Origin of the sequence: Actinomadura montaniterrae (assembly GCF_008923365.1) — a bacterium.
In the GTDB taxonomy this organism is placed as follows: domain Bacteria; phylum Actinomycetota; class Actinomycetes; order Streptosporangiales; family Streptosporangiaceae; genus Spirillospora; species Spirillospora montaniterrae.
In genome coordinates, this window is sequence record NZ_WBMR01000147.1 from 10,656 (window position 1) to 22,971 (window position 12,316).

The following is a 12,316-nucleotide window of genomic DNA, read 5'->3' on the forward strand; positions in this document are numbered from 1 at the left end:
CCCCCCCCCCCCGCCCCCCGCCCGGGGCCCCCCCCCCCCCCCCCCCCCCCCCCCCCCCCCCCCCCCCCCCCCCCCCCCCGCGACTCAGGAGGCGGGGGGCGAGAGCGGGACGGCGCGGAGACGGGCCTTCTGGACCTTGTTGGAGCCGGTGCGGGGAAGTTCGTCGACCACGTCCAGGTACACGGGGATCTTGTACTTGGCCAGGCGGGTGCCGAGGAACGACCGCAGTTCGGCGAGGTCGAGGGCCGCGCCGGGCGCGGTGATGACGAACGCCCGGCCCACCTCGCCCCACCGGGTGTCGGGCACGCCGACCACCGCGGCCTCGGTGACCGCCGGATGCTCGAAGATCGCGGCCTCCACCTCCGCCGGGTAGACGTTCTCGCCGCCGGAGATGAACATGTCCTTCACGCGGTCGACGATGTAGAAGTAGCCCTCGGCGTCGACGTGGGCGAGGTCGCCGGAGCGGAACCAGCCGTCGTCGGTGAACGCGGACCGGGTCGCGTCGGGGGCGTTCCAGTAGCCCGGCGTGACGTTCGGCCCCTTGATGATGACCTCGCCGGGCTCGCCGGGCGCCGTGTCGGTCAGGTCGGTCCGGACGCACCGGACGCCGGTGAAGAACACCGGCACGCCCGCCGACCCCGCCTTGCGCTCGCTCTCCGCCGCTTCGAGGAACGTCGCGCCGGGCGCCGTCTCGGTGAGGCCGTAGCCCTGGCAGAAGACGAGGCCGCGTTCCTGGTAGGTGTGGATGAGCGACGGCGGCACCGGCGCGCCGCCCGACATCAGGCTGCGGACCGACGACAGGTCGGCGGCGTCCCAGCGCGGCGACTGCGACAGCGCCGCGAACATGGCCGTGACCCCGAACATCCAGGTGACGCGGTGCCGCTCGATGAGGTCGAGGCATTCGTCGACGTCCCAGGACGGCATGATGACCGAGCATCCGCCCTTGAGGAACGTGGGCAGCAGGCACTGGTTCAGCGCCGCCACATGGAACAGCGGCGCGCTGACCAGCGTCACCTCGTCGCCGGCGACGTCCACGCCGACGAGCAGGTTGTAGCAGTTCCACACCAGGTTCCCGTGGGTGAGCATCGCGCCCTTGGGACGTCCGGTGGTCCCGGAGGTGTAGAGGATGCACGCCACGTCGTCGAGCGAGACCTCGGTGTCGATCGGGGACGGGTCGCCGGACGCGAGCCAGTCCTCGTAGGCGAGTTCGCCGGCGGCCGGCTCGCCGACCGCGACGACGGTGCCCGGCGCCTTCTCCGCCGCGCGGACGACCGCCGCGCATTCGGGGGCGTAGACGAGCACGGACGCGCCGCTGTGGCCGAGCATGTAGTCGATCTCCGGCGCGGCGAGCCGGAAGTTCAGCGGGACGAAGATCGCGCCGAGCACGTGCGCGGCGAACATCGTCTCGACGAACGCGGGGTGGTTCGGCCCGAGGTAGGCGACCCGGTCGCCCTTGCCGACGCCGGCGGCGCGCAGCCGGGCGGCGAGCCGCGCCGTCCGGTCGTGGACCTCCCCGTACGTCGTCGGGCGGTCCCGGAAGACGAAGGCGGTACGGCCGGGCGACATCACGGCCCGCCTGGCCGGCCATCCCCCGAGTCCTGCGTTCACCACGGTGTTTCACTCCTCTTGCTGAGCAGCGTGTGCGGATGGCCGGCCGTGCGGGCCCGTCCGGGCCGGCGCCGGGCCGGGCGGGTCAGGCGTAGTGGCGGTAGACGGCCTGGGCGACGCAGGCGGGCTTGGCCTCGCCGTCGATCTCGACGGTGAAGTCGCAGACCATCTGCACGCCGCCGCCCGGGACGTCGGTCACCTCGGCGACCTTCCCGGCGAGCCGGATCTTCGCGCCGACGCGGACGGGACTCGGGAAGCGGACCTTCTCCAGCCCGTAGTTGATGCTCATCTTCGTGCCCTGGATGTCGAGCAGGTCGTTGAACAGCGGGATGACCAGCGACAGCGTCAGGTAGCCGTGCGCGATGGCGGCGCCGAACGGGCCGTCCTTGGCCTTCTCGGGGTCGGTGTGGATCCACTGGTGGTCGTCGGTGGCGTCGGCGAAGGTGTTCACCCGCTCCTGGGTGATGTCGAGCCATGCGCTGTGGCCGAGGTCCTGGCCGGCCAGGGCCTTGATCTCGGCGAGCCCGTTGGCGGTGATCATGCGTTCTCCTTGCCGGTGAGCCCGAGCAGGCGGGCGGCGTTGTCCTTGAGGATCTTCGGGCGGACCTCGGGCTTGATCTCCAGCTTCCCGAAGTCGGCGAGCCAGCGGTCCGGGGTGATGACGGGGTAGTCCGAGCCGAACAGCACCTTGTCCTTGAGCAGGCTGTTGGCGTACCGGACGAGCTGCGGCGGGAAGTACTTCGGCGACCATCCCGACAGGTCGATGTACACGTACGGCTTGTGGTTGGCGACGGCGAGCGCCTCGTCCTGCCAGGGGAAGGACGGGTGCGCCAGGATGATCCGCAGTTCGGGGAAGTCCACCGCGACGTCGTCCACGAGCATCGGGTTGGAGTACTTCAGCCGGATGCCGCCGCCGCCCGGGACGCCCGCGCCGATGCCGGTCTGCCCGGTGTGGAACAGCGCCGGGACGCCCAGCTCCTCGATCGCCTCGTACAGCGGGTACGCGAGCGGGTCGTTGGGGGCGAAGCCCTGGATGCTCGGGTGGAACTTGAACCCGCGCACCCCGTACTGCTCGACGAGCCGCCGCGCCTCCCGCACGCCCGCCTTCCCCTTGTGCGGGTCGACGCTGGCGAACGGGATGAGGACGTCCGGGTGCTCGGCGCAGCTCTCGGCGACCTCCTCGTTGGAGATGCGCGGCCACCCGGTGGCGTGCTCGGCGTCCACGGTGAACACGACCGCAGCCATGCTCCGCTCGCGGTAGTACGCGGCCATCTCCTCGATGGTCGGCTGCCGGTGCCCGTGCGCCTTGAAGTACTCCTCGGACGCGCCGAACAGCTCCGGGCTCAGCGAGCCGTGCCCGTCCTTGCTGATCTCGGCGTGCGTGTGCACGTCGATGGCGGTCAGCGCGTCGACGTCGATCATGAGGTCGGCCATGTCAGCCCTCCGGTGCCTTCGGCGCGGGCATGCCGTAGGTCTCCGGCTCGGCGCCCACGCCCGTGCTCCATTGCTCGGCGATCGCCTCGGCGCTCCAGCCGCCGTCGGCGAACGCGACCGCCTTCTCCTTCGGGTGCGCCCACAGCGCCAGCCGGTCGCCGCCGATCCCGATCGCCTGCCCGGTCACGTCCTTGGACGCGTCCGAGGCCAGGAAGGTGATCAGGCCGGTGACGTCCTCGACGGTGCCGAGGCCCTCGTCCTTGCGCAGCCAGTCCGGCAGCGGCTCGCCCGTGCGCTCGGACTCCTCGATGACCGGGCCGAACGCGGGGATCGTCTTGGTCATCTCGGTCGCCGCGACCGGCACGACCGCGTTCACGGTGATACCCGCCCTGGCCAGTTCCATCGCCCACGTCCGGGCCATCGCCGCGATGCCGGCCTTGGCCGCCGCGTAGTTGGTCTGGCCGAAGTTGCCGCGCTGGCCGGCCGGGGACGAGATCAGGATGATCCGCCCGCCGGTCCCCTGCTCGCGCATCCGCGCCGCCGCGGCGCGCGCGCAGGTGAAGGTCCCGCGCAGGTGGACGCGGATGACGTCGTCGAAGTCCTCGTCGGTCATCTTCCACAGCACCCGGTCGCGCAGGATGCCCGCGTTGGTGACCATCACGTCGAGCCGGCCGAACTCCCGGACGGCCGTGCCGACCAGCTCGTCGGCGGTCTCGGTGCCGCCGACCGCCGCGACGACCCCGGTCGCGCTGCCGCCCGCCGCGGTGATCTTGCCGACCGCCGCGTCGACCGCGTCCCGGTCCACGTCGTTGACCACCACCGACGCGCCGGCGGCCGCCAGGGCCTCGGCGTAGGCGAGGCCGAGGCCGCGCCCGCTCCCGGTGACGACGACGACCTTCCCGTCCAGTTCCATAGCTCCCCACAATCGACAGGAATCCTGTTGATGGCAAGTGTTCACATTCAACAGGTTTCCTGTCAATGCCCTACCCTGGACGCGTGCACCGCGAACGGGGAGAGCCGATGACCGACAGCCCGCCGCCGCAGGCCGACGGCAAGGCGCCGCCGTCGTTGCTCTACCTGGTCAAGCGGCTGGAGCTGCTCGTCCGGTCCCGGCTGGAGGAGCTGGTCAAGCCGGCCGGCATCACGGCGCTGCAGTACACGGCGCTCACCGTCCTGGAGCGGCACGACGGCCTGTCGGCCGCCCAGCTGGCCCGCGACTCGTTCGTCACCGCGCAGTCGATGGCCGACATGGTCCGCGCCCTGGAGACGCGCGGCCTCGTCCGCCGCGAGCGCAACCCCGCCAACCGCCGCGAGCTGCTCATCCTGCTCACCGATTCCGGACGCGCGCTGCTGGACGATCTCGCCGGGCCCGTCGGCGAACTCGAGGAGCGGATGATCCGCGAACTGCCCGCGCGGCAGGTCGGCGAGTTCCGCCGCACCCTCACCGACACCTGGCGCGCCCTCTCCTGACCCAGGGCCGCGATCGGCCGCCGCACCCGAATCACCGTCCCGGACGCCGCTCCCATGGCAAGATCAGCCGATCCCCCTGAAGAGCGGAGGCGGCGGCTGTGCAGCCACCATCGAACCCGACGCCGTACGGACACGGCGGACCCGGCTATGGCGCTCCCCAGCAGGCGCCCTACGCCGGACAGCCACACACCGGCCAGCCCTACGCCGGTCAGCCCTACGCCGGTCAGCAGCAGGCCCCGTACGGGCCGCCGCCGCAGCAGGCTCCGTACGGCGCGCCACCCGCCCAGCCCATGCCGTACGGTGCTCAGCAGCCCTCGCACCACGGGCCCCAATGCCGTTTCTGCGGCTGCGTCCCGGCGGCCGAGACCACCTTCCGCGGCCACCGCGGCATGATCCTGATCATGTCGTTCCTGCACACCAAGGGCCCGTTCTGCCGGGACTGCGGCCTCGCGGTGTTCCGGGACATGACGGCCAAGACCCTGATCGGCGGCTGGTGGGGCTACATCTCCTTCATCGCGACGCCGGTCACCGTCCTGATCAACCTCACCCGGCACGGCAAGGTCGCCTCCCTGGCGCCACCGATGCCGCCGCCGGACGGAAGCCCGCACCGCCACCCCGCCGACCCGGGTCCCCCGCTGATGTCCCGCCCGATCGCCGTCATCGGCGCCCTCGTCCCCGTCCTGCTGATCGCCCTGGTCGTCCTGATCAACATCGCCGGCGCCTGACGGGGATGCCGGCGGCGGCGTACCCGCAGCGCTCGGGGCCGCGGTCGCGCTCGGGTGCGGGTGGGTCACATGAAGTTGCGGGTGTGGAGGGCGGACAGGGCGGCGGCCTCGTCGTCGGGGAAGCCCAAGTGGGCGAGGCGGCGCCGGCGGCCCTCGTCCATCTCGCGGCGCAGGGCGAGGACCGCGTCGTGGCCGCGGCGGATCGCCTGCGGCGACCACCCGCCGGCGGCGAGGAGGATCAGCGCGTCGAAGACGTCCTGGTTGAGGCCGGTGGACGTGGCGAGGGCGTCGTGGCGGCGCTCGACCGCGGCGCGCAGCCGCGGTCGCAGATGCGGATCGGTCTCGGAGCGGTGGCGCAGGTGCGCGACGCCGAACGCGACGTGGCGCGCCTCGTCCTGCCGGGCGAGGCGGACGGCCTGCCGCGTCACCGGGTCGGGGGCGTGCCGGTCGAGGAAGGCGAGCAGGGCGAGGAAGGTGCCCTCGCCGAGCACCGACAGCAGGAAGGACGCGAGGGAGAAGTCGGGTTCGGTGAGCAGGGTCGCGAGGGACTCGCGGCCGCCGGCGGCGGACGTGCCGAGCGGCCCGCCGGTGAGCGCCGCGCGGCGGGCGAAGACCTCGACGTGCCGGGCCTCGTCGGCGGCCTGGACGGCGAGGAGCTGCGCGACCTCGCGGAAGTGCGGGTGGACGCGGGCGAGCAGCCGGGCCGGGACGACCAGCGCGGCCTGCTCGTTCTCGACCAGGTACGTCATGATCTGGACGACGGCCCGCTCGATGTCGGGCGGGAGGGCGACCTCGGCGTCCCACGGGATAGCGGTCGCCGGGTCCCACTGCGCGGACGCGGCGTGCGCGTAGAGCGCGGGGGCGATCTCGGTCCAGAGCAGGTCGCGATCGGCGAGGTCGAACGCCGGTTCCGGGCCGCCGGGTTCGACCAGCGCGCCGCGGGCGGCCAGGCCCCAGTGGGCGGGGGCCTTCGCGACGACGTCGTCCGGGGAGCCCGCCCGTTCGGCGCGCGCCCAGCGGTCGGCGCCTCCCGGGACGACCCACGCGAGCACGGGCTCGTCGGCCGGGACTACGGTGTGGCCGCGCGGCCGGCACCATGCGCGCAAGTGCGGGTCGAGCAGCGGGTCGCGGCCCCGGACGCCGAGCCGGGCGCCCGGCGGCAGTTCGCGGAGCGCCCGCTGCACGAGCAGGTGCGCGCCGGTCTCGAAGCCCAGGTCTTCGAGGTCGAGGACGGGGTCGGTCAAGGCCGGTAGCCCGGTGCGGTGATCGCGCCGGCCGGGTCGTAGAACCCCTCGTCGTCCACGGCCTGCTCGAGGAGCGCGTAGCCGCTCGTCCGGGCGGGACGCCAGGCGGTGAGCCCTTCGAGGTCGAACAGCGCGCGGACGTCCGGGTCGGCCGCGTCCATCGACAGCAGCAGGTCCCGGAACCGGTCCGTCTCGGGGGTGGCTGCGGCGGCGGTCATGGTGCAGTGGTCGTAGGGACGCGTCCGGCCGATCACCCGCGTGCCGCCCGCCGGCAGCGTGCCCTCGCGGACGAACAGCAGGTGATTGGCGTCGATCAGGCACGCCGCGGCGACGTCGCCGGACATCATCGCGCGGGCGGCGTCGCGCTCGCCGCCGATGTGGTCGCCGTGCAGCCCGACGCCGACGTCGAAGCGCCGGACCGCGACCTCCTCCCCCAGCCGGAGCCCGCGCTCGCGCAGCAGCGCGGACGGGATCAGCGTGGCCTGCGGCGAGTCGATCGCGCCGGTCCCGACCGTCTCGCCCTTGAGGTCGGCGACGTCCTTGTACGGGGAGTCCTCCCGGACGACGACCACCGAGGTCAGGTCCCGGTCGGTGTCCCGCATGACGAGCGGCGCGACCCGCCCGCCGGCCAGGCGCCGGGCGCGGATCCACGCCAGCGGCGAGTTCCACGCGGCGTCGATGCGGCCGGCGGCCAGGTCGTCGACCTGCCGCTCGTAGTGGGAGTAGAGGACGAAGTCGAAGTCGAAGCCCTGCCGGGCGAACCAGGCACGGAACCCGGCCCAGATCGTCACGACCTTGGGGTCGTAGGCGACGGCGCCCATCACCAGCGTCATCCGGACCCCCTAGAAGAGCGGCATGCCGAGGCTCGCCCGGCCGACGAAGTCGTGCAGCGCCTGCGTGGTCGGCGCCATCACCCGCGCCGCGAGCGAGTCGCGGAAGAGCCGCTCGACGCCGAACTCCTTGCGGAACGCGGCGCCGCCGCAGAGCCGCATCGTCGCGTCCGCGACCTCGGAGGCGGACTCGGCCGCGACGGCCTTCACCTCCAGGACGCGCAGCGTCGCGTCCGCGCGCCCTTCGGCGAGCGCGGCGAGCGCGTCGCGCAGGAAGGCGCGGACCTGGTCGGTGCGGATCCGCAGCTCCGCGAACCGCGCGCGCTGCGTCGGCTGGTCGGCGAGGGTCTGCCCGAGATGCTCCAGCCTCGTCCGGGTCAGGTGCTCGGCGGCCTTGGCGGTGAGCGCCTCCATCAGCCCGAGCGAGAACGCCGCGCTGAGGACCAGGAAGTGCGGCAGCGCCGTCCCGAGGGCGAGGTCCAGGCCCTCCCCGTCCGGCCCGAGCATGGCCTCCCGGTCGACGAGCACGCCGTCGGCGCTGACCGGGCTGGACGCGTTGCCGCGCAGCCCGAGGCCGTCGAACGGGCCGCGGACGCTCAGCCGCTCCCGGTCCCGCGGCACCAGCCACAGCGTCATCGGGCCGTCCGCCGCGAGGGGGCGGCTCGACCAGACGTAGCTGTCGGCCTCGCCCGCCGACGTGACCCAGCTCTTGTCCGCGTCGAGCAGCACCCGCCCGTCGGCGGCGGGCGCGGCCGTGCCGAGCGGCGCCCAGAAGTGGCTGCGCGATCCCGCCTCGGAGAACGCGAGCGTGCTCAGGTGCGCGTCCCCGGCGATCGCCTCCCGGACGTCCTTCGGCCCGTGCGCCTCGATCAGCGCCGTGGCGGCGTAGTGCATGAGCAGCACCATCGCCGTGGACCCGCAGGCGCCCGCGAGCCGCTCGACGACGTGCGCGGCGGCGCCGAGCCCCGCGCCCCGCCCGCCCGCGTCCTCGGCGCTGACGAGGCCGAGCAGGCCGGCGTCCGCGAGCGCGTCGATGTTCGCGCGGGGAAAGGCCCCGCCGCGGTCCACGTCGGCGGCCCGCGGGCCGGCGGATTCCTCGATGACGTCCTGAATGGCGCGCGCGTAGTCGTAGGACGACACGTCCGCTCCTTTTCGCGTTGAATTCACGGAGCGCCGGCGAAATGGCCGGAATCACCGGCGGCGCCGACGCGGCGGTGCCCGCCGGGCGCTATTCGAAGTCGTCGGGGCTGAGGTCCTCGAGCCGGCCGCCGCGCCCCTCGGGGGAGGTCGGCGAGAACCCCTCGGCCTCGTCCGGGCGTCTCCGGCGCCGGGGCTCGTCCTCCCCCTCCTCCGCGCGGGAGCTCTCCGGCTCCTCGTCCCCGACACCGCCGTCCGCCGTCGGCTCGCTCATCGTCCCCCCGGGAAATTCGCTGGTCAGGACCTTCCCTTACCCGTGGCGCGCGTCACGGATTCGGTGCGGAGACCCCGGGGTAGACAAAATGCGGCTGTCATGACCACCGGTTGGTTCAAGCGAGGCTCAGGAGTTCGTTGTGCTCATCGTCACGGGAACGGCCGCCAGCGCGATCCGCGATCTGTCGTCCCGGCCGGACCTGCCCGGCGGCGCCGGCATGCGGATCGCGCCGCTCGACGACGCCGCCTCCCTCCTCGCCGTGACGCCGGCGGAGCGCCCCGCGTCCACCGACGAGGTCGTCGAGGCGGAGGGCGCCCGCCTGTTCCTGGACTCCGCGGCCGCCGCGTACCTGCACGACAAGGTCCTCGACGTCCGCCTCGACGACCAGGGAGCGGTGTCGTTCCTCATCACCGCCCCCACCCGCTGAGCACGGTCCGGCCGAGAACGGCTCAGCGCCACCAGTCGTCGAGCGGGGTGACCGGGACGGTCCGCTTGTGCCGGGTCGCGAGGTAGACCGACTCCACCTTCGCGGCCACCTCCGGGGCGACGTCGGCGCCTTCCAGGTAGCCGTCGATCTCGCTGTACTTCAGGCCGAGCGCCTCCTCGTCGGGCAGCGCGGGCCGGTCGTCCTCCAGGTCGGCGGTCGGCACCTTCTCCGAAACGCTCGGCGGCGCGCCCAGCTCCCGCAGCAGCGCCGCGCCCTGCCGCTTCGTCAGGCCGGTCAGCGGGGTGACGTCGACGCCGCCGTCGCCGTACTTGGTGAAGAACCCGGTGACCGCCTCGGCGGCGTGGTCGGTGCCGACGACGATCAGCCCGAGCTGCCCGGCGATGGCGTACTGGATCACCATCCGCTCGCGGGCCTTGATGTTGCCGCGCACGAAGTCCCGCAGCCGCGGCTCGCCGTCCAGCAGCTCCCGCAGCCCCTCCGCCGCCTCGCCGGCGACGGCGTCCGCGCTCGGCTTGACGTTCACCGCGATCGACCGGTCGGGCCGGATGAACTCCAGCGCGACCTGCGCGTCGTGCTCGTCGGCCTGCACGCCGTACGGCAGCCGGACCGCGACGAACGTGGCCTCGCGCCCCTCGGCGCGCAGCTCCTCGGCGGCGAGCTGGCACAGCCGCCCGGCGAGCGTGCTGTCCTGCCCGCCGCTGATCCCGAGCACGTACCCCGTGGCCGCGGTCGACCGCAGGTAGTCCTTGAGGAAGTCGACCCGCGCCCGGATCTCGTCGGCGGGAACAATGGACGCCTTGACGCCGAGCTCGGCGATTATCTGCTTCCGTAGGTTCGTCACCGGGACACTCTAGCCGAAACCACCTCAATGTCCAAATAACCCGGAATGCGACCGCGTCCGAAGAAGGAACGATGAGACGGGGACGATGCCCGGAATCGCGATCACGGAAATAGTCGCGCAATACGCCGACGCCGCCCGGACCGATGAGATATGCCGCCGGCTTTGCCGGGAACTCGGCGAGAGAGGCGTGCCGCTGCTGCCGCTCGAAGCGGCTCCCCCGCCGGGCGCGAAGTCGGGCGCCGCGGCCGCGACCGGCACAATCACGGCCGTCCTCGCGTCGAGCTCGGTGACCGCCGCCTTCGTCAAAGGGGTGTTCACCTGGCTCGCCGCGCGCGAGGGCCGGACCATATCGAATGGCTGACGAGCGACCGCGGCACCGGCCCCGGGCGAGCACTCCTGATCATCGCCGACCGGTACACCGACCCGAAACTGCACGGCCTCCGGTCGCCCGCACAGGACGCGGCGGGCCTTTCCGCCGTCCTTTCCGACCCGGCCGTCGGCGACTTCGCGGTCGCCACGATGGCCAACGGCCCGGCGCACGAGATCATAGGCGCATTGGAAGACCATTTCGCCGACGCGCGCCCCACCGACGTCCTTCTCGTCCATTTCTCATGCCACGGATGGAAGGACGAAAGCGGCCGGCTCCTCTTCGCCACGACGGCCCGCGGCTGGACCGGCCGAACCCGCCGCACCAGAACCCGACCAAGTACCTGGACGTGCAAGGCGATCTGGTCATCGCCCGCAGCCCTCGCGGCCCGCGCCCGGCGAGCCGGCCACCGGACCTGCTGTCGGCGGCCACGAGCCCGCTCGCGGACGTGCGGGGCGGTGCCGTCGAAGCGCTGCGGCGGCTCGCACGGGCGGGCGACGCACCCGGCGGCGCGTCCGGCGGGTTGCCGCAGCACAGCGCTCTGCCTGGCAGCGCGTCCGGCGGCGGGACGCCCGCTCCGGGCGTCGAGGTCCGCTGGGCGTTGGTGCCTTCTGCCATGCCGCCGGATCTTGACGCGGCGCGGGCGCGATGTTCAGACGGCGCGGTTCGAGGACCACGACGTCCCCGCACCGCACCCGGTCGAGCGGCCGGCGCCGCGCCAGCACGCGGTCGCCGCCACGCAGCGTGGGCAGCATGCTCGACGCGTCGACCGTGACGACCACCCGGTGTTTGCGCGCCCACCCGAGCGCCACCAGCGCGCCCGCCGCCGCGAGGCCCGCGCCGCCCAGAAGCCGTCCCCGCGAAATCGACATTCGGCTCAAGGCCGACCGATGGCAGCCGCCATATGGGAACTGCTCACATCCGCGGCAGGACGGTGGTGCGTTCAATCGTGGCGGTGCCGCCGACGCGAACCGCCGGCCCCGGCGTGGCCTGCCGAGCGGTGGCGGTGATGGTGGACGGGGCGCCGAGCGCGTCGCCCATGTCGACGCTGATGCCGGTGATGCCCCGTCCGGCCAGGTGCGCGGCGAGGCATGCGGTGCTGTTGGCGTTCGCGATGTCCTCGGGGACGCCGATGGACGGGGCGAACAGGCGGGCGGCGAGGCGGCCCTCGGCGGTCGGCGGGGTGTGGACGTAGGCGCCGAGGAGGCCGAGCTCGTCGCAGGCGGCGCGGAGCCCGGGCTGGTCGGGCGCGAGGGTGCTCAGGGCGGACCGGGTGGTGACGGGGACGAGCATCCGGGGCCGTCCGACCGACGCGACGGACAGGCCCGAACCGAGGGCTCCCGGCGCGATGCCCAGTGCGCGGACGACGAGGTCGCGTTCGCGTGCCGTGGGCTCGCGCAGTTCGACGGGCCCGGGATCGAAGGCCGCCGTGAAGTGGTCCGCTCCCCTTACGCAGTGGCCGGTGAAACTCCGCCGGGACGTGCGCAAGACCGCGTGATGGTCGTCGTCTCCGGCACGTTCGGCGAGGACGGCCAGGGCGGCGACCGTCCCGTGACCGCAGGCCGGCAACTCGCCTTCGGCCGTGAAGAAGCGCACCGAGACGGCGGGGCCATCGTCCGCCCCGGAGAGGAAGACGGCGTGCGAGGTCCCCATCAGCGCGGGAACGGCGCGGCGCTCGGCGTCGGTCATGGGGCGGTCGTCCAGGACGGCGGTCGGGCTGCCCCCGCGCCCGTCCCGCCGGCACGCGTTCACGATCGTGACGGCATGCCCGCGCGCGCTCATGAGCCGGATCCTACGGCGGCCCGGCTAGTTGTACTCGGCCGTGAGGTTGGTGACACGCCGGGTTGGTGGTTGATCAAAGCGAAGACCTCCGAGTGCGGTGGAGATAGCCGTCTTCACCCGTCTCGGAGGTCTTCATGGGCCACGCTAATGCACGGT

General features: G+C 73.3%; 15 protein-coding genes. 5 read left to right on the forward strand and 10 right to left on the reverse strand.

Translation table 11 applies throughout. The features are described from left to right. Positions 1-84 precede the first annotated feature (84 nt). The 4 genes from F9B16_RS34995 to F9B16_RS35010 form a co-directional block, all read right to left on the reverse strand. A complete protein-coding gene (locus F9B16_RS34995) occupies positions 85-1,611 on the reverse strand; it encodes an acyl-CoA synthetase (protein WP_151544504.1) in 1,527 nt (508 codons plus the stop codon). Positions 1,612-1,693: 82 nt separating this feature from the next. Next, positions 1,694-2,149, reverse strand: a complete 456-nt coding sequence (locus F9B16_RS35000) for a MaoC family dehydratase (protein WP_151544505.1) — start codon at positions 2,147-2,149, stop codon at positions 1,694-1,696. Continuing rightward, positions 2,146-3,027, reverse strand: a complete 882-nt coding sequence (locus F9B16_RS35005) for an amidohydrolase family protein (protein ID WP_151544517.1) — start codon at positions 3,025-3,027, stop codon at positions 2,146-2,148. The genes F9B16_RS35000 and F9B16_RS35005 overlap by 4 nt, the downstream gene beginning before the upstream one ends. A 16-nt stretch (positions 3,028-3,043) precedes the next feature. Continuing rightward, positions 3,044-3,955: an SDR family oxidoreductase gene (locus tag F9B16_RS35010; RefSeq protein ID WP_151544506.1), complete on the reverse strand. Its 912-nt coding sequence runs from the start codon at positions 3,953-3,955 to the stop codon at positions 3,044-3,046. A gap of 107 nt (positions 3,956-4,062) precedes the next feature. Between F9B16_RS35010 and F9B16_RS35015 the strand changes: the two genes are divergently transcribed. After that, positions 4,063-4,512, forward strand: a complete 450-nt coding sequence (locus F9B16_RS35015; protein ID WP_151544507.1) for a MarR family winged helix-turn-helix transcriptional regulator — start codon at positions 4,063-4,065, stop codon at positions 4,510-4,512. Between the two features lie 290 nt (positions 4,513-4,802). Then, on the forward strand, positions 4,803-5,237 hold the full coding sequence (locus F9B16_RS35020; protein WP_151544508.1) for a hypothetical protein: 435 nt from the start codon (positions 4,803-4,805) through the stop codon (positions 5,235-5,237). 65 nt (positions 5,238-5,302) lie between these two features. Here the strand turns inward: F9B16_RS35020 and F9B16_RS35025 are convergent, their stop codons facing one another. The 4 genes from F9B16_RS35025 to F9B16_RS35040 form a co-directional block, all read right to left on the reverse strand. After that, a complete protein-coding gene (locus tag F9B16_RS35025) occupies positions 5,303-6,481 on the reverse strand; it encodes a diiron oxygenase (protein ID WP_151544509.1) in 1,179 nt (392 codons plus the stop codon). Further along, on the reverse strand, positions 6,478-7,314 hold the full coding sequence (locus tag F9B16_RS35030; RefSeq protein WP_151544510.1) for a phosphate/phosphite/phosphonate ABC transporter substrate-binding protein: 837 nt from the start codon (positions 7,312-7,314) through the stop codon (positions 6,478-6,480). Before F9B16_RS35030 ends, F9B16_RS35025 begins: the two co-directional genes overlap by 4 nt. 9 nt (positions 7,315-7,323) lie before the next feature. Then, on the reverse strand, positions 7,324-8,451 hold the full coding sequence (locus tag F9B16_RS35035; RefSeq protein WP_151544511.1) for an acyl-CoA dehydrogenase family protein: 1,128 nt from the start codon (positions 8,449-8,451) through the stop codon (positions 7,324-7,326). Between the two features lie 88 nt (positions 8,452-8,539). Then, entirely contained in the window at positions 8,540-8,722 is a 183-nt protein-coding gene (locus F9B16_RS35040; protein WP_151544512.1) for a hypothetical protein, read from the reverse strand. Positions 8,723-8,861: 139 nt separating this feature from the next. Between F9B16_RS35040 and F9B16_RS35045 the strand changes: the two genes are divergently transcribed. Beyond that, on the forward strand, positions 8,862-9,149 hold the full coding sequence (locus F9B16_RS35045; protein WP_151544513.1) for a Fe-S cluster assembly protein HesB: 288 nt from the start codon (positions 8,862-8,864) through the stop codon (positions 9,147-9,149). Between the two features lie 22 nt (positions 9,150-9,171). Here the strand turns inward: F9B16_RS35045 and nadE are convergent, their stop codons facing one another. Continuing rightward, the gene (gene nadE / locus F9B16_RS35050; protein WP_151544514.1) at positions 9,172-10,011 is read right to left on the reverse strand and encodes an ammonia-dependent NAD(+) synthetase; all 840 of its coding nucleotides are present in this window, start codon (positions 10,009-10,011) and stop codon (positions 9,172-9,174) included. 85 nt (positions 10,012-10,096) lie between these two features. On the opposite strand from nadE, the gene F9B16_RS54255 reads away from it, so the two are divergent. Together F9B16_RS54255 and F9B16_RS54260 are read left to right on the forward strand one after the other, a co-directional pair. Further along, the gene (locus tag F9B16_RS54255; RefSeq protein ID WP_225992217.1) at positions 10,097-10,372 is read left to right on the forward strand and encodes an effector-associated constant component EACC1; all 276 of its coding nucleotides are present in this window, start codon (positions 10,097-10,099) and stop codon (positions 10,370-10,372) included. Positions 10,373-10,440: 68 nt separating this feature from the next. Further along, complete coding sequence (locus F9B16_RS54260; RefSeq protein ID WP_404800543.1) at positions 10,441-11,388, forward strand: hypothetical protein; 948 nt, start codon at positions 10,441-10,443, stop codon at positions 11,386-11,388. On the opposite strand, the gene F9B16_RS35060 is transcribed toward F9B16_RS54260, so the two are convergent. Continuing rightward, positions 11,294-12,160: a PhzF family phenazine biosynthesis protein gene (locus tag F9B16_RS35060; RefSeq protein ID WP_151544516.1), complete on the reverse strand. Its 867-nt coding sequence runs from the start codon at positions 12,158-12,160 to the stop codon at positions 11,294-11,296. The two genes, F9B16_RS54260 and F9B16_RS35060, sit on opposite strands and share 95 nt — an antisense overlap. Between the last annotated feature and the right edge of the window lie 156 nt (positions 12,161-12,316).